The 18,006-nt window shown below is 73.2% G+C and carries 8 protein-coding genes and 1 pseudogene; all 9 read right to left on the bottom strand.

The window, feature by feature from the left end:
* Positions 1 to 67 precede the first annotated feature (67 nt).
* Positions 68 to 2,056 (bottom strand): annotated as a pseudogene (locus tag Sru02f_RS06545) (beta-ketoacyl synthase N-terminal-like domain-containing protein); the annotation flags it as partial.
* A complete protein-coding gene (locus Sru02f_RS06540) occupies positions 2,053 to 2,220 on the bottom strand; it encodes a hypothetical protein (RefSeq protein WP_159107554.1) in 168 nt (55 codons plus the stop codon). The gene Sru02f_RS06540 and the pseudogene Sru02f_RS06545, both read right to left, overlap by 4 nt.
* Complete coding sequence (locus tag Sru02f_RS06535) at positions 2,217 to 14,195, bottom strand: type I polyketide synthase (RefSeq protein WP_109033061.1); 11,979 nt, start codon at positions 14,193 to 14,195, stop codon at positions 2,217 to 2,219. The genes Sru02f_RS06540 and Sru02f_RS06535 overlap by 4 nt, the downstream gene beginning before the upstream one ends.
* A gap of 44 nt (positions 14,196 to 14,239) precedes the next feature.
* Positions 14,240 to 14,686: an ester cyclase gene (locus Sru02f_RS06530; RefSeq protein WP_109033060.1), complete on the bottom strand. Its 447-nt coding sequence runs from the start codon at positions 14,684 to 14,686 to the stop codon at positions 14,240 to 14,242.
* Positions 14,649 to 15,557 carry an MBL fold metallo-hydrolase gene (locus tag Sru02f_RS06525; protein WP_109033059.1) on the bottom strand — a complete coding sequence of 303 codons (909 nt, stop codon included), beginning with the start codon at positions 15,555 to 15,557 and terminating at the stop codon, positions 14,649 to 14,651. The genes Sru02f_RS06530 and Sru02f_RS06525 overlap by 38 nt, the downstream gene beginning before the upstream one ends.
* Positions 15,554 to 15,943, bottom strand: a complete 390-nt coding sequence (locus Sru02f_RS06520) for a nuclear transport factor 2 family protein (RefSeq protein WP_109033058.1) — start codon at positions 15,941 to 15,943, stop codon at positions 15,554 to 15,556. The genes Sru02f_RS06525 and Sru02f_RS06520 overlap by 4 nt, the downstream gene beginning before the upstream one ends.
* A complete protein-coding gene (locus tag Sru02f_RS06515) occupies positions 15,940 to 16,314 on the bottom strand; it encodes an antibiotic biosynthesis monooxygenase family protein (RefSeq protein WP_109033057.1) in 375 nt (124 codons plus the stop codon). Before Sru02f_RS06515 ends, Sru02f_RS06520 begins: the two co-directional genes overlap by 4 nt.
* Positions 16,311 to 17,036, bottom strand: a complete 726-nt coding sequence (locus Sru02f_RS06510) for a cupin domain-containing protein (RefSeq protein ID WP_109033056.1) — start codon at positions 17,034 to 17,036, stop codon at positions 16,311 to 16,313. The genes Sru02f_RS06515 and Sru02f_RS06510 overlap by 4 nt, the downstream gene beginning before the upstream one ends.
* A gap of 116 nt (positions 17,037 to 17,152) precedes the next feature.
* Positions 17,153 to 17,779 (bottom strand): LuxR C-terminal-related transcriptional regulator, encoded by a 627-nt coding sequence (locus Sru02f_RS06505; protein ID WP_159107553.1) that lies wholly within the window; start codon positions 17,777 to 17,779, stop codon positions 17,153 to 17,155.
* Positions 17,780 to 18,006 lie beyond the last annotated feature (227 nt).

The raw sequence follows: 18,006 nt of genomic DNA, 5'->3' as shown, positions 1-18,006 counted from the left end.
GCCGGGCCAGGGCCTCGGCCAGCGAGCGGATCGTCGGGTTGTCGAGGATGTCGGTCAGGCCGATCGGCAGGTCGGTCAGCGCCTGCAGCCGACCGCGCAGTTCCACGGCGGCCAGCGAGTCCAGCCCCAGGGCGACGATGTCGTCGTCGAGACCGGTGGCATCATGCTCACCGAGCACGTCACCCACCGCGGTACGGACCGCGGCGACGAGGTCGGGCAGCTCCGCCTTCCTGGTGGCACCCGCCGTGGGGCCCACGGGACCGGAGGGGGCGGGTGCGGGTGCGGGTGCGGCCCAGAAGTGCCGACGGGCGAAGGGGTACGTGGGCAGGAGCACGCGCCGCGCTCCGGTTCCGGCGAACACGTCGGCCCAGTCCACCTCGCCGCCGGCCACGAACCGGTCGGCCCGCTCGCGCAGTTCGGTCCGTCCGACCACGGTGCCCGGCTCGGGTGCGTCGGCGAGGGCGCGCAGCCCGCCCAGCAGTTCGTCCCGGTCCGCGCCGAGCACGACGATCCGGTGGGCGAACCGCGCACGGGACAGCAGGGTGTACCCGACGTCCGCGGGGTCGGCGTCCGCCTTCTCCAGGAACGCGAGCAGCCGGGACACCTGCGCGGACAGGGCCTCCGGGGTCTTCGCCGACAGGATCCACGGCACGGCGGGCAGTGCGCGTCGCGCCGGGTCGGGGACCGACGGTGCCTGTTCGAGGACGACGTGTGCGTTGGTCCCGGAGATCCCGAACGACGACACCCCCGCCCGACGCACCCGCCCCGTCTCCGGCCACCGACACGCCCGCGTCACCAACCGCACCCCACCCGACTCCCACGCCACATGCTCACTGGGCGCATCCACATGCAACGTCGCCGGCACCACCCCACGCCGCATCGCCCCCACCATCTTGATCAACCCCGCCACACCCGCCGCCGCCTGCGTATGCCCGATGTTCGACTTCAACGACCCCAACCACACCGGCCGCCGCGCACCCCGCCCCCGCCCATACGTCGCCAACACCGCCTGCGCCTCGATCGGATCCCCCAACACCGTCCCCGTACCATGCGCCTCCACCACATCCACATCCCCCACCGACAACCCCCCGTCCGCCAACGCAGCCCGAATCACCCGCTGCTGCGCCACACCACTGGGCGCCGTCAACCCATTCGACGCACCGTCCTGATTCACCGCACTCCCCCGCACCACCGCCAACACCTCATGCCCACGCCGCCGCGCATCCGACAACCGCTCCAACACCACCACCCCCACACCCTCACCCCACGCCGTACCATCCGCCCCCGCCGCAAACGACTTGCACCGCCCGTCCGGCGACAACCCCCGCTGCCGCGCGAAGTCGGCGAAGACACGCGGCGTCGCCATCACCGTCGCACCCCCCGCCAGCACCAGATCCGTCTCCCCCGACCGCAAAGAACGACACGCCAGATGCACCGCCACCAACGACGACGAACACGCCGTGTCCACACTCACCGCCGGCCCCTCCAACCCCAGCGCATACGCCACCCGACCGGAGACCAGGCTGCCCGCGGTGCCGGTCAGCCGATAGCCCTCCGCTCCGGCCTCCTCCAGGTCGTGCCCGTACTCCTGCGCCATGTGCCCCACGAAGACCCCGGTGCTGCTGCCGGCCAGGGAGTGCGGGTCCACACCCGCGTCCTCCAGGGCCTCCCAGGCCACCTCGAGCACCAGCCGCTGCTGGGGATCCATCGCGAGCGCCTCACTGGGGCCTATCCCGAAGAACCCGGCATCGAAGTCCCCCACACCGGTGAGGAACCCGCCCTCACGCACGTACGTCGTCCCCGGACGGTCCGGATCGGGGTCGTACAGCGCCTCCAGGTCCCACCCCCGGTCGGTGGGGAAGGGAGAGATCACATCACGCCCGGCCTCCGCGACCTCCCACAACTCGGCGGGCGAAGCGACACCGCCGGGATAACGACAGCCCATGCCCACGATCACGACCGGATCGTCGCCGCGACCCTCGCGGCGCAGCCGCTCGTTCTCCTTCAGGGATTCGCGCAGTGCCCTGACCAGCCTGGCCTCGGTGTCCTCGGTCATCGCGGGTCCTCCTCCGCGAAGCCGTGGGGACCGTGCTCGTCGATCACGACGGGGACCGGCAGCCATGAGCAGCCCAGCCACACGAGGGATTCCCAGAGCACGGTGGCCGGGGCCCGGTACCAAGGGTCCGGGGCGGGCCGTGTCGTCGCGGTCCGGTCGGTCATCGCGGGCCTTCCTCGCCCAGCGCGGCCGCGATCAGTTCTTCCGTGTCCATGGTGTCGATCGGCTCCTTCCGGTTCGGCCGCGGGTCAGGTTCCGGCGCGACGAGGTTGCGGTGGATGTGGTCGGTGAGCGCTGCGGGAGTCGGGTGGTCGAAGATCGCCGTGGCCGGCAACGGCACCTCGGTCAGCGGGGCCAGGGCGTCGCGCAGTTCGATCGCCATGAGCGAGTCGACGCCCAGGTCGCGGAAGGTGAGGTCGGTGTCGAGCGGCCGCCCGTCGCCGTGGCCGAGCACTGCCGCCAGCCGGCGGCTCAGCAGGTCCAGCACCCGCCGCCGCTGCTCGTCGTGGCCCAGGCCGGCCAGTTCGTGCCGCAGCCGCAGCGCGTCGTCGCGTCCGTCCGGGCGGTCGGGCGCCCGCAGCGTTGCCGCGGTCACCTGTGCGCGCGGCGCGGTCAGGGCGGCGTCGAACATGGCCAGACCGTCGGACTCGGTGATCGTGGCCAGCCCGCGGTCGCCGAGCCGCGCCAGATCCGCCTCCCGCAGGTGTTCGGTCATGCCGCGCCGTCCGGCCCACAGCCCCCAGGCGATGGACACACCGGGCAGCCCGTTGGCCCGGCGATGGGCGGCCAGCCCGTCCAGGAACGCGTTGGCCGCGGCGTAGTTGGCCTGTCCGGCCGAACCGAGCGTGCCCGCCACCGAGGAGAACAGCACGAACGCGCTCAGGTCCAGGTGACGCGTCGCCTCGTGCAGGTTCCACGCCGCGTCCGCCTTGGCCCGGAGTACGGCGGACAGCCGGGAGGGCGTCAGCGACGCCAGCACTCCGTCGTCCAGGACGCCTGCCGCGTGCACCACCGCGGTCGGTGCCCGCGTCACCAGCGCGGCCACCGCCGCGGGGTCGGCGAGGTCGCAGGCCACGATCTCGACGTCGGCGCCCAGCGCGGTCAGCTCCGCCCGCAGCCCGGTGGCCCCCGGAGCGTCCGGTCCGCGCCGGCCGGCCAGCACCAGCCGCCGGACGCCGTGGGCCGTGATCAGGTGCCGGGCGAACAGTGCACCGAGGCCGCCGGTGCCACCGGTGACAAGTACGGTGCTCGCCGGTCCGAACGGGGCCTCGCCCGTGGGGGGTTCCGACAGCGGCGTCAGCCGAGGCGCGTGCGGCACGCCCGACCGGATGACCAGGTGCGGCTGCCGTGTCGCCAGGATCGCGGGCAGGTCCGGTTCGCCGTCGGTGTCCACCAGGACGAACCTGCCGGGCTGTTCCGCCTGCGCGGACCGCACCAGGCCCCACACCGCGGCACCGGCCAGGTCCGGCACGTCCTCGCCCGGCAGCCCCACCGCGCCGTGCGTGACGATCACCAACCGTCGCCGGGACGGTTCGGTCAGGGCGTCCAGCACCGTCCGCGTCGCCGCGTGCACACGGGACACGACGTCGGCACCGGGCGGGAACCCGTCCAGCACCACCACGTCGTCGGGGGCCTCGGCGGGGGCGGCCGGCCCGGGGTCCAGCGGAATCCAGGCCAGTTCCCGCAGCCGCCCGGCCGGCGTGGACATCGGTCGCAGCCGGACCGACTCGGCGGTCAGCACCGGCCGGCCGGTCACGTCGTACACCGCGACGGACAGGCCGTCGGGGCCCACTGGGGTCAGCCGGACCCGCAGGCGGTCCGCGCCGGCCCGGTGCAGGACGACATCCTCCCAGGCGAACGGGACGTCCGCGGCCTCGCGTCCGGTGCCGATCAGCCACGCCTGCAGCGCGCTGTCCAGCAGGGCGGGGTGCAGGCCGTAGCCGGTCGGGGCCGTTCCGGCGTCGGCGGGCAGCGCGACCTCGGCGAGCACCTCGTCGCCGTGGCGCCACACCGCGCGCAGTCCGCGGAAGGCCGGGCCGTAGTCGAGCCTGCGGCCGGCCAGCCGGTCGTAGGCGTCGCCCGGGTCGATCGGCACCGCGTCGGCGGGCGGCCAGGTGCCGGTCTCCGGCGGAGCCTCCCGGCCGGTCGTGGCCACCGTCCCCCTGGCGTGCACCACCCACGGTGCCTTCGGTTCGTCGGCGCGGGCCGACACCACGACCTCACCGGTCGGCCGGGCGAGGGCCTGCATGGTCAGTGAGCCCCGGTCGGGCAGCACGAGCGGGGTCTGGATCACCAGTTCCCGTACGGTGTCCGCGCCCGTCTCGGCGGCGGCGCGCAGCGCCAGTTCGGCGAAGAGTGTGCCGGGTGCCAGGACCGACCCGGCCACCGTGTGGTCGGCCAGCCAGCGGGGCGCGTCGCGGGACACCGAGCCGGTCAGGATCACCGTGCCGTTGTCGGGCAGCTCCATCCGGGCGCTCAGCAGGGGGTGATCCGCCTCGACGAAGCCGAGTCCCTCCGTGCGGGCCGGCGGTTTCGGGGACAGCCAGTAGCGCCGCCGGTCGAAGGCGTACGTGGGAAGCTGCGCAAAGGGTCCGGGTGACGCACCGGACACCGCCTGCCAGTCCACCGGCAGCCCCCGCACGAACAGTTCGCCGAGCGTGCGCAGCAGCCCCGCCGTTTCCTGTGGCCGCGGCCCGCGCAGCGGCGCCGACGCGGCGGCGTCGGGCAGGCTCCGTTTCACCAGGGTGGTCAACGCGCGTCCCGGCCCGATCTCGACGAAGGTCTTCGCGCCGAGCTGCTCCAGCGTGCGCAGGCCGGGCAGGAAACGCACGGGCTGCCGGGCGTGCCGCAGCCAGTAGTCGGCCGAACGCAGGTCCTCGCCGGCGGCCGGTTCCCCGGTGAGTCCGGACACGATGGGGATGGTCGGCGGGTGGCAGGTGACCTCCTCGGCCACCGCGGCGAACTCGCCGAGCAGTCCGTCGAGACCTGCCGAGTGGAAGGCGTGCCGGTTGGGCAGCCGGGCCGACCGCCTGCCGCGGTCGCGCCAGTGCGCGACGACCCGTTCCACCGCGTCCGGCGTGCCGGAGACGACCGTGACGCCCGGCGCGTTCAGGGCGGCGATCGAGACACCGGGCTCCAGCGTGGGTTCGATCTCGTCGGCACCCGCCGTGATCTGCGCCATGCTGCCCGGCGGCAGGGCGCTCATGACACGGCCCCGAGCGGTGATCAGGCGGGCGGCGTCGGGCAGCGACAGGACCCCGGCCACGTGTGCCGCGGCCAGTTCGCCGAAAGAGTGGCCGAGCAGGTGGTCCGGCCGCAGTCCGAGGGACTCGACGAGTCGGAAGAGCGCGACCTCGACGGCGAACAGCGCGGGCTGGGTGAACTCGGTCCGGTCCTGGAGGAGGGCCGCCCCCGGTGAGCCCTTCTCGGCGAACAGCAGGTCGGCCAGCGGCCGTTCCAGGTTGGCGTCGAGCGCGGCGAGCACCTCGTCCAGCGCGTCGGCGTACGTGCGGAACCGGTTGTACAGGCCCGCGCCCATGCTCGCGTACTGACTGCCGTGGCCCGGGAAGAGGAACACGAGGGGCCCGGGCGCGGGCTCGGCCGGTTCGGCCCGGGCCGTCTCGGCCAGTCGGTCGAGCAGTTCGGCGCGGTCCGTTCCGGTGACCACCGCCCGGTACGGGAACCGGGACCGGGTCGCCACCAGAGCCGTGGCGACGGCCGCCGGGGCGAGGTCCTCGTTCGACCGCAGGTGGGTGAGCAGCCGGGCGGCCTGGCCGCGCAAGGCGGGCCGGGTGCGCGCGGACAGCACCCACGCCAGCTCCGCCCGGTCCTCTGCCCCGGCGACCGACTCCGGTTCCGGCTCCAACTCCGGCTCCGGCTCCGGCCGCACGGGTGCCTGTTCGAGGATCACGTGGGCGTTGGTTCCGGAGATGCCGAAGGCCGACACCGCGGCCCGGCGGAGCCGGCCGGTCGGCGGCCAGTCGACCGACTCGGTCGCCAGCGCCACGGCCCCGCCCGTCCAGTCCACCGCGGACGTCGGCGGGTCTGCGTGCAGGGACGGGGGGACCGTGCCCCGGTCGAGGGCGCCGATCATCTTGATCACGCCGGCCATGCCGGCGGCGGCCTGGGTGTGCCCGATGTTCGACTTGACCGACCCGAGCAGCAGGGGCCGCTCGGCGGGCCGTCCCTGGCCGTAGGTCGCCAGGACGGCCTCCGCCTCGATGGGGTCGCCCAGCACCGTGCCGGTGCCGTGGGCCTCCAGCACGTCGACGTCGCCGGTGGACAGGCCGGCCTCGGCGAGGGCGGCGCGGATCACTCGCTGCTGGGCGGGGCCGTTCGGCGCCGTGAGCCCGTTCGAGGCGCCGTCCTGGTTGACCGCGCTGCCGCGCACCACCGCGAGGACCCGGTGCCCGTGTTCCCGGGCCCGGGACAGTCGCTCCAGGACCAGCACGCCCGCGCCCTCGCTCCAGCCCGTCCCGTCGGCCGTGGCGCCGAACGGCTTGCAGCGCCCGTCGGAGGCCAGCCCGCCCTGCTTGGCGAACTCCGCGAACACCCGCGGCGTGGCGATCACCGTGGCGGCCGCGGCCAGCGCCAGGTCGCACTCGCCGGACCGCAGCGACCGCGCGGCCAGGTGCAGCGCGACCAGCGACGAGGAACAGGCCGTGTCCACGGTGAGGGCGGGCCCTTCCAGACCGAGCGCGTAGGCGACCCGGCCGGAGGCGACGCTGCCCTGGCTTCCGGTCAGCCGGTAGCCCTCCACCCCGGCGGCCGCCTCGTCGGCCCCCGCGCCGTACTCCTGGGACATGACTCCGGCGAACACCCCGGTCCGGCTGCCGGCCAGTGTGTCCGGGACGATACCGGCGTGCTCCAGCGCCTCCCAGGACACTTCGAGCAGCAGACGCTGCTGCGGATCCATGGCGGCCGCCTCGTGCGGGTTGATACCGAAGAAGGCGGCGTCGAAGTCGCCCGCGCCGGCGAGGAACCCGCCCCGCCGCACGGACAGTCCCTCCACCTGCCAGCCGCGGTCGGCCGGGAAGTCGCCGATCACCTCCCGGGCGCCGGCCACGGCCTCCCACAGGCCGGCGGGCGAGTCGATGCCGCCGGGGTACCGGCAGCCCATGCCCACCACGACGACCGGATCGGTGTCGTCCACCACGGCCACCGGCCGCTCGTCCGCCGCCCGTACGGTGCCGCCAGCGGCCCGGTCGCGCAGGTGCCCGGCGAGGGCGGCGGGGGTCGGGTAGTCGAAGACCACGGCGGCGGGCAGCGCCATGCCGGTGGCCGTCTTGAGCCGGTTGCGCAGTTCGACGGCGAGCAGGGAGTCGAAGCCGAGGTCCCGGAACTTGCGGTCGGGGTCGACCTGCTCGCCGCTCGTGCCGAGCACGACCGCGGTCTCGGTCCGCGTCAGCTCCAGCAGGTCGGTGGGCGCGGAACGCACGGTGGACGGCGCCGCGGGCCGGTGCGGTGCCAGGTCGCGCAGCACCGCGGGCAGCTCACCGAGGTCGGCGGAGACCTGGAGTGCCACGCGGTCGACCGGCATGGCGACGACGTGCGGCCGGTGCTGGGCGAGGGCCGCGTCGAACAGCTCCAGTCCCGAGTCGACCGGCAGTTCCACCAGGCCGCGCCGCCTGAGCCGGACGACGTCCGCGTCGCGCAACTGGCCGGCCATGCCCGTGGCGCGGTCCCACAGCCCCCAGCCGATGGACAGGGTGGGCAGCCCGCGCTCGTGCCGGTGGGCGGCCAGCGCGTCGAGGAAGGCGTTGGCGGCCGCGTAGTTGGCCTGTCCCATGCCGCCGCAGACGCCGAGCACCGAGGAGAACAGCACGAGCGCGGCACCGGTGTGCGCGGTGGCCTCGTGCAGGTACCAGGCGGCGTCGGCCTTCGGGGCCAGCACCGTGTCCATTCGGTCCGCGGTCAGCGAGTCGAGTACGCCGTCGTCGAGCACGCCCGCGGTGTGGACGACCATGGAGAGGTCGGGCGTCACCAGGGAGGTGAGTGCGGCGCGGTCGGTGACGTCGCAGCGCACCACCCGTGCCGAGGCGCCGAGTTCGGTCAGCTCGGCGACCAGGTCCTCGGCCCCGGGGGCGTCCGGCCCGCGCCGTGAGGCGAGGACCAGCCGCCGCACGCCGTGCCGGGTGACGAGGTGGCGGGCCAGTGCCGAGCCGAGTCCACCGGTGCCGCCGGTGATCAGTACCGGCCCGCCGGGATCGAGCCCCTGGGCGGAGGAAGGGCCGGCCGGCACCGGTACCAGCCGGGCCGCGTGCGGCACACCGGCCCTGATCGCCACCTGGGGTTCGCCGGTCGCCAGGGCGGTGGCCGCGTCGAGGTCCCCGTCGGAGTCGACCAGGACGAATCGGCCGGGTGCCTCGGCCTGCGCCGCGCGCACCAGGCCCCACACCGCGGCCGCGGCCGGGTCGGTACCGCCGTCGAGGGCGGGCCCCGCCGCGCCGCGGGTGGCCACCAACAGGGTGCTGTCCGCCGTCCGTTCGTCCGCCAGCCAGTGCTGGAGCGCGTCGAGCACCCGGTGGGCGGCGGCATGTGTCCCGGCGACCCGGTCCGGCGCGGCGTCCGGGCCGCGGGTGGCGTGAAGCACCGCGACGTCCGGGACGGGCGCCGTCCGGTCCAGGCGGTCCAGGTCGTCCAGGTCCACGACGGACACCGGCACCGCGGCCGGCGGGTCCAGCGGCCGCCACACCGGTTCCAGCAGGCGGTGGGCGGCGGACCGTCCCCCTCCCAGGACCGCGGTCCGCTGTTCCCGCGTCAGGTGCCGCAGCACCACCGACCCGACGGTGCACACGTTCCGGCCGGACTCGTCGTACGCCGCGAGGGAGATGTCCTCCGGTCCGCGCCGCTTGATCACGACCCGCAGCGCGGTGGCGCCGGTCGCGGACAGCCGGACGTCGGTCCAGGAGAACGGCAGCGCCAGGCCGTGGTCGGTGACGGTGAGCAGAGCGGCGTGCAACGCGGCGTCGAGGAGCGCGGGATGCAGGCCGAACCCGCCCGGGTCGGCCTCGGCGGGCAGCGCGACCTCGGCGAACACCTCGTCGTCGCGACGCCACACCGCGCGCAGACCGCGGAAGGCCGGTCCGTATCCGTAGCCGCGCTCGGCCAGCCGCCGGTAGGCGTCGTCCAGGTCGACGGCGCTCGCCCCCGGCGGTGGCCACTCCTCCAGGCCCGGTTCGGCCGGTTCGGCGGCCGCGGCCAGTTCGCCGCGCGCGTGCGTCACCCATGCCTCGTCGGTGCGGGAGTGGATCGCCACCGCGTCGCCGTCCACGACCACGCGCAGGTCCGCGCCGCCCCGTTCCGGCAGGACGAGCGGCGTCTGGATCACCAGGTCGCTCAGTACCCCGCGTCCGGCCCCCGCGCCCGCGCGCAGCGCCAGTTCGACGAAGGCCGTGGCCGGCAGCAGCACCGCGCCGGCGGCGGTGTGATCGGCCAGCCAGCCGTGCGTGTCGAGCGAGAGCCGCCCGGTCAGCACCGACGTGGAGGTGTCCGGCAGTTCGGTCACGGCGCCGACCAGCGGATGCTCCGCCGGGGTCAGGCCCAGGCCGGTCACGTCCGTGCGCGGCTCCGGCATCAGCCAGTACCGCTTGTGGTCGAACGCGTAGGTGGGCAGGGGCAGTCGCCGGGCTCCGCCGAACACCGGGTCCCACACCACCTCGCCGCCGCGCACGTACCGCTGCGCGGCACTGGCCAACAGGCGGGCCGGTCCGCCCTCGCCGCGGCGCAGCGAGCCGGTCACGGTGACCGTCCGGCCGGCCGACTCGGCGGTCTGCTCGACGTGGATGCCCAGCGCCGGGTGCGGAGCGCACTCCACGAAGTGGGTGAAACCGTCGGCCAGCAGGGCCTCCACGGACCGCTGGAAGGACACCGGCTGCCGGCAGTTCTGGTACCAGTACTCGGGTGTCAGGTCCTCTCCGGCGACGACGGCACCGGTGACCGTCGAGTAGAGGGGGGTGGCGGCCGGTGACGGACGGACGAAGGAGGCCAGTTCGGCGAACCGGTCCGCCAGTGGCTCGACGAGCGGTGAGTGCGAGGCGCACGGCGCCACGACACGGGCCCGGATCCCGCTCGCGCGAAGTTCGGCGCACAGGTCGGCCACGGTGTCCGCCGGACCGGCCACCGTCGTGCCGTTCGGGCCGCTGACGCCGGCCACCGTCTGTCCCGGGCGCAGCCGCCGGGCCACCACGGGTTCGGGGGCGTCGACGGAGAGGATCGCGCCGGGGAGCCGCTCGGCCATCAGCCGCGACCGGACCACGACGAGCCGGCACGCGTCCTCCAGCGAGAGCGCACCGGCTACGCAGGCGGCCGCGATCTCGCCCTGCGACGTGCCCACTACGGCGTCCGGCCGCACCCCGAGCGAGCGCCACAGTGCGGCGAGCGACACCAGCACGGCGAACAGCGCGGGCTGTACGACGTCGACGCGCTCCGTCCACGCGTCGTCGTCGGTTCCCCGGACCACGTCGAGCAGGGACCAGTCGACCTGGGGGTCGATGAGCCGTGCGCAATCGGCCATCCGCGCGGCGAACACGGGGGCGGTGTCCAGCAGCCCGGCGGCCATGCCGCGCCACTGCACGCCCTGCCCGGGGAAGAGGAACGCGGTCTTCCCTGGCGTCTCCTCGGCCCGGCCGTACGTCACGTTCGCGGCGGGCAGGCCGGCGGCCACCGCCGACAGCCCGGCCCGCAGACCCGCCGTGTCCGAACCGAGCACGACCGCGCGATGCTCGAACCGCGAGCGGGTGGTGGCCAGGGACAGACCCAGGCGGGCCGCGTCCGGCTCCTCGGCGTGCGCGAGCAGCCGCTGTGCCTGCCGGCGCAGGGCCTCCCCGGTCTTCGCCGAGAGCACCCACGGCACCACGGGCCAGGGATGTTCGCCCTCGGGTGCGGGCGTCGGTGCGGGTGCCTGTTCGAGGACGACGTGTGCGTTGGTCCCCGATATCCCGAACGACGACACCCCCGCCCGACGCACCCGCCCCGTCTCCGGCCACCGACACGCCCGCGTCACCAACCGCACCCCACCCGACTCCCACGCCACATGCTCACTGGGCGCATCCACATGCAACGTCGCCGGCACCACCCCACGCCGCATCGCCCCCACCATCTTGATCAACCCCGCCACACCCGCCGCCGCCTGCGTATGCCCGATATTCGACTTCAACGACCCCAACCACACCGGCCGCCGCGCACCCCGCCCCCGCCCATACGTCGCCAACACCGCCTGCGCCTCGATCGGATCCCCCAACACCGTCCCCGTACCATGCGCCTCCACCACATCCACATCCCCCACCGACAACCCCCCGTCCGCCAACGCAGCCCGAATCACCCGCTGCTGCGCCACACCACTGGGCGCCGTCAACCCATTCGACGCACCGTCCTGATTCACCGCACTCCCCCGCACCACCGCCAACACCTCATGCCCACGCCGCCGCGCATCCGACAACCGCTCCAACACCACCACCCCCACACCCTCACCCCACGCCGTACCATCCGCCCCCGCCGCAAACGACTTGCACCGCCCGTCCGGCGACAACCCCCGCTGCCGCGCGAGCTCGACGAAGACACGCGGCGTCGCCATCACCGTCGCACCCCCCGCCAGCACCAGATCCGTCTCCCCCGACCGCAAAGAACGACACGCCAGATGCACCGCCACCAACGACGACGAACACGCCGTGTCCACACTCACCGCCGGCCCCTCCAACCCCAGCGCATACGCCACCCGACCCGAGGCGACACTCGACAGGCCACCGGTGATGCGGTAGCCCTCGACGGACTCGCTCGAGTCCCAGCCGTACATGCCGACGAAGACCCCGGTGCTGCTGCCGGCCAGGGAGTGCGGGTCCACACCCGCGTCCTCCAGGGCCTCCCAGGCCACCTCGAGCACCAGCCGCTGCTGGGGATCCATCGCGAGCGCCTCACTGGGGCCTATCCCGAAGAACCCGGCATCGAAGTCCCCCGCACCGGTGAGGAACCCGCCCTCACGCACGTACGTCGTCCCCGGACGGTCCGGATCGGGGTCGTACAGCGCCTCCAGGTCCCACCCCCGGTCGGTGGGGAAAGGAGAGATCACATCACGCCCGGCTTCCGCGACCTCCCACAACTCGGCGGGCGAAGCGACACCGCCGGGATAACGACAGCCCATGCCCACGATCACGACCGGATCGTCGTCGGGGTGGGGTACGGCCCGGTCGTGCGCATCGCGGCCGGGGGCGTCGTCGGGGCCGTGGCCCGGGTCGTCGTCGGGAGCGTGGTCACCGGTGCCGCGGGCGAGGTGGGTGGCCAGCGCGGCCGGGGTCGGATGGTCGAAGACCACGGTCGCGTCGAGGCGCGTGCCGGTCGCCGCCGACAGCCGCTCGGCGAGTTCGACCGCGGCCAGAGAGCTGAAGCCGAGGTCCTGGAAGGTGCGTTCGCGCGGCACGGCGTCGGCGTCGGCGAGCCCCATCTGTGCGGCGATCTCGGCCCGGACGAGCGCGCCGAGGCCGTCGTGCGACGCGGCCTCGGCCGCCTCGGCCGGTCGGACAGCCTCGGCGGCCGACCGTTCGAACGCGTAGGTCGGCAGGTCCACCGGTCGCGCGCCGAGGCCGGTGAACACGGCGGACCAGTCCGCCTCGCCGCCGGACACGAACGCGTGCGCCATCGCCGTCAACGGCTGCGCGGCGGAGCCGACCACGGCCGGTCCGTCACCGCGGATCAGCTCTTCGAGTCCGGACTCCAGTTCGCTCCGGTCCCGGCCGAACACGACCGCGCGCACCGGAAACAGCGTGCGGGTCGTCGCCAGCGAGAACCCGACGTCCACCGGGTCGGCGGCGACGTCCGGGCCGAGCAGCCGCCGGGCCTGGCCGCGCAGGGCGTCCCGGCTCTTCGCCGACAGCACCCAGGGCACCACGGGCGGGGCGGGCCGCACGGGCGGCGCGGGCTCGGGTCGCGGTGGTGCCTCGGCGAGCACCAGGTGGCAGTTGGTGCCGCCCAGGCCGAAGGAACTGACGCCGGCCAGGGCGGGGCCGTCCGGCCACGGCCGGGACCGGGTGTTCACCCGGAGGTTCCACTCCTCGAGCGGGATGTCCGGGTTGGGCGTCGCGAAGTGCAGGCTGGCGGGCACCTCTCGGTGCTGCACGCTCAGCACCGTCTTGAGCAGGCCGGCGATCCCGGCCGCGGCCTCCAGGTGGCCGATGTTCGTCTTGACGGACCCGACCAGCAGCGGGGCGGTGCGGTTGGCGGCGGTGCCCAGTACGGCACCGAGTCCGGCCGCCTCCAGCGGGTCTCCCACGGCCGTGCCGGTGCCGTGCAGTTCGACGTACTGCACCGTGCCGGGATCGACCCCGGCACGGTCGTACGCCCGCTCCAGGAGGGCCTGTTGCGCCGGGGCACTGGGGGTCGTCAGCCCGTCCGTGTGCCCGTCGTTGTTGACCGCGCTGCCGACGACGACCGCGGCGATCCGGTCGCCGTCGGCGAGCGCGTCCGCGAGGCGTTTGACGACGACGAGGCCGCCGCCCTCCCCGCGCACGAAGCCGTTGGCACGGCTGTCGAACACGTGGCACCTGCCGTCGGGGGACAGCACCCCCATCTCGGCCAGGCCGCTTCCGTCGTCCGGGGCCACCATCAGGCTGGCCCCGCCCGCCACGGCCAGATCGCACTCGCCGGTGCGCAGCGCCTGTACGGCCAGGTGGACGGCGACCAGCGACGAGGACTGCCCGGTGTCCACGGTGAGGCTGGGGCCCCGCAGCCCCAGCGCGTGGGACAGCCGGTTGGCCACCATGGCGCGCTGCCGTCCGGCGAAGGTGTACCGGTCGGGCGTGGACACCGGTGCCGTCTCCCCCGGCGTGGCCACGAAGACGCCGGTCTGGGTGCCGGACAGCCGGTCCGGACCGAGCCGGGCGTTTTCCAGCGCTTCCCAGCCCAGCTCCAGCATGAGCCGCTGATGCGGGTCCATGGCGGCGGCCTCTTGCGGGAAGACGCCGAAGAAGCCCGCGTCGAATCCGGTGATGTCGTCGAGGAACGCACCGCGGCGCGCGATCGCCGACCGGTCCGGAGGCGGTTCGGTCACCGCGTCGGTGCCCGAGCGCAGCAGCCGCCAGAACTCGGCAGGTCCGTGCGCCCCAGGCAGCCGGGCGGCCATGCCGATGATCGCGAACCCGTCTGTCATGATGCCTCTCCTCGACGAAATCCCGTATGACGACGCTGGGCCGGTCAGGAACCGACGACCGCCTGGCGGAACGCGGACGTGTCGGGCGGCGTCATCTTGCCCAGCTGCATCAGCAGGACGTGCAGGTCGTTGCAGGCCCAGTGGTCGCTCACCCGGCCGTCGCGGACCCGCGCGATGTGGATCTCGTTCCAGCTGATGGTGCGGCCGGTGGGCTCCGCGCCGAACACCGTGCCCTGGTGCGTGCCGGTCAGCCGGACGTGCTGGATGACGTACTCGCCGTCCTCGAAGTCGCGGATGACCTCGACCTTCAGGTCCGGGAAGCCCTGCCGCTCGGCCTTGATCACCGCCTTGACGCCGTCGCGGCCGGGCGCCATCCCGGGCGCCGCGTTGTGGTTGACGAAGTCCTCGGTCATCAGCTCGTCGAGGACGTCGACGTTGCCCTGGGAGAAGCCCTCATCGAGAATGCGACGGATCTTGATCTTGTTGGACACGGTGTTCTCCTTCGAATGGCTTGCCGGCTATCTCGGCAAGAGCTACCTGGATGTTCACGAGCGTTCGGCCGGGCTCGAGCCAGCCCGCCGCCGGTCCCGCGTCGAAGCGGGCCCACACCGCTTGTGCGGTGAGCTGTTCGGTGTGCGCCAGGTGGGCGGCGGCGAGCACCCGGTCGAAGTAGTCGGCGAGTTCCCGCAGTGCCCCGATCCCGGCCGGACTGCCGTGTCCGGGCACGACGACGTCGGGGCCGAGCGCGATCAGCCGGTCCAGTGCCGCACGCCACCGGCTGACCCGACCGTGCACGGCCAGCGGTGTGACCCCGGCGAAGCACAGGTCCCCGGCGACCAGCACCCGCGAGGCGGGCAGCCAGAGGGCGAGGTCCGCCGCCGAGTGGGCGTCGGTGAACTCGAGCACGCGGGTCCCGGCGGGCAGGGCCCGTTCGATGTCGACGGGCGGCAGTGGATCGGCGGGCACGCTGTCCCAGTCCGCCAGCCGCTCGGCGAAGTCCGGCATCACCTTGGCGAGCAGCGCGGGCAGGCCGGGTTCGCCGATCATCCTGCGCATCCCGCTCGCGGTGCGGGGGTGGGCGACGACGGGTACGCCGTCGAAAAGGCGGTTTCCGCCGATGTGGTCGGTGTGGATGTGCGTGTTGACGACCAGTTCGGCGGCGCGTCCCCGGCGGGTCAGGGCGGTCACGATGTCGGCCGCCATGTCCGGCAGCAGCATCGTGTCGATCACCGTGGTGGGGTTCCCGAGCAGCAGCACGCTGTTCGACAGGCCGGCGCCGCCGTCGCCGTTGACCACCACGACGACGTCGTCGGCGACTTCGGCCTCCCGGCGCGTGGCCGTCCCGGCCGGCACGGCGTTCATCCGTGCAGCGCGCGGATCTGCTGGACCAGGCCGGTGCGGTCCAGCATGGCGTGCCAGGACACGATGCGACCGGCGTCGGCCCGGACGGTCTCCACGACGTTCCAGGTCAGGCGCCGGCCGGTGCCCTTGGGTATGCCGGACAGGGTCAACTCGACCGAGAGGGCGGAGCCGTCGGCGGACTCGATGAATCCGTCGATCCTGCGTTCCAGTTCCTGGTAGAGGCCGTGCTGCTGCACGAACATGTCGCCGAGCCGCTGTGCGCCGGTCTTGCCCTGGCTGGCGGTGCGGATCTCCAGCTCGGCGTCGCACAGGTCGGCCACCGCGCCCGGGTCGCCCGCGTCGACCCTCTCGTACACGGCTTCCCAGAGTTCCCTGGCGGACTTCATCGTCGCTCTCCTTCGCCGTCGTCTCCGCCTTCAAGGTCGCCTTCGTCTTCACCGGAGACGATCCAGTCGACCTGGTACACGTGCACGTCCACGTCGTCGGCGTACTTGTGCAGTTCGAGGATCAGCGCGCGCCCCTCTTCGCTGCGTATGTGCTTCTGGAACGCCGAGAGCTCGCTCCACTGGGCGTAGTTGGTCACCCGGCTGCCGTCGGTGCTGCAGTGCACGTTGGCCGAGACGAAACCGGGCATGTGCCGGACGACCTCGTCCGTCTCCTTGCGGATCGCGGCGGACAGCGCCTGCTGCTTCTCCGGCTTGCAGTGGAAGACGTTGATGTAGGTCATCAGGGGCCGCTGCGCGGAGATGGTGCTCATGACCGTGCCGCCGTCGTCTCGGCCACCACGGTGAAGTTGCGGAACTCCGGGTCGGAGTAGCACTCCCGCATCGGTCGCACCACTTCTTTGTGCTCGTCGGACTTCTCCCAGGCGAAGAAGTCCTCGGTCGACTTCCATTCGCTGACGATCAGCCACTTCTCCGGGTCGTCGGGCGATTGGCAGATCTGGTCGCGGATGTGCCCCAAGGCCGCCGCGACGTTGAACCGGACCTTCTCGTAGGCGGCCAGGAAGTCCTCCCGTTTCTCCTCGGCCACCTTCACCATGAAGAGGATCCGGGCGGTGCCCGCCGCGGGATCGGTGCGTTCGGCCGGTTCGCCGAGGACCTCGGTGTCCACGTGCGCCAGCGACGGGTCCGGTGCCAGCGGCCCGACGTGGTACACGATCAGCGACTCGGTCGCGCCCACGTTGCGCAGCCGGTGCCGCTTGCCGATGGGCACGTAGATCCCGTCGCCGGCTCCCAGTGCCCAGTTCTCACCCTCGACCTCGAGCACCAGGTCACCGTTGACGACGAAAAGAAATTCCTCGGAATACGGGTGAAAATGCTCCACCACGTATTCACCGGGCTGGAGCTGAACGGTGCCCATGTAACCGGACCGGCTTCCCACCGAACCGGGATGGAGCACCATACGGAGCCGACCGCCACGCGCCCGATAGGGTTCTATGTCATCGGCGTGAATTCGGTTCACCTGTGGTTTGCTCATGAGAGGATCATCTCCGATGATCTTCGAGGTCCACATCGGGAATACGCCGCAAAAAACAGCGGGAAATCCGCAGTCGACCGCGGCACGTCGGCAACGGCGAGCGGCGGGCCGGCCCGTCAACTCACGGGCAGTGCGGCATGGGCGCGGAATCCGTGCGTGCAGGCGTACACGGCGAGCTGCGTCCTGTCGCGCAGGTCGAGCGCGCGCAGCAGCGAGGAGATGTGCGACTTCACCGTGGGCCTGCCGAGCTGGAGTTGGTCGGCGATCTCCACGTTGGTCAGCCCGTAACCGATCAGTCCGAGAATCTGCCGCTGCCGTGGGGTGAGCTTCACGCCGCGGCCCGGTACGGCCTCGGCCTCCGTGGGGCCGCTGTAGCGCAGCGCGGTGATCAGTTCGCCCGCCACCTGGGGGTCCAGTGCCGCCCCGCCCCGGTCGACCGCGCGGATGGCGTCCACCAGCCCCTGCACCGGCGTGTCCTTGTGCAGGAAGCCCTCGGCGCCTCCCCGGAGCACCTTGATCGCGGTGTCCGGGTCCAGGCTGGCGGAGAGCGCGAGCACCTTCACCGCCTGCTCCGCCGTCCGGTTCACCACCTGGCCGGCCAGCAGGTCCTCGATGTCGAAGCCGTCCAGGTCCATCAGCAGCACACGCAGCCGCTGCCCCCGCAGCAGCCGGGGACTGTAACCCGCAGTCTCGAATTCCGCCACCACGTCTATTCCCGGCGCTTCCCGCAGCACTGTCGTCATTCCTGCGCGGTATACACTGGAATTGCTGCAGACTCCGACCGGCAGCACGTTCTCGGCCTCGGTACCAATGTCGCCCGGAGACCGGCCGGAAAGAGAACATTGCACGCAATCGACTCGTTTGCGATACGGCGACATCACTGGCATCTACGCGCTCCCTTGTGGTTGGCGGCGACGTGCGCCACGTACCGGCACGAGCCTGTCTCCATCCCGCTGCGGGGCTCCTGCGT

This window comes from Streptomyces rubrogriseus (assembly GCF_027947575.1).
Taxonomy (GTDB): domain Bacteria; phylum Actinomycetota; class Actinomycetes; order Streptomycetales; family Streptomycetaceae; genus Streptomyces; species Streptomyces rubrogriseus.
Note: the sequence above shows the minus strand (reverse complement) of the source record. Positions and strands in the feature narration are given on the sequence as shown.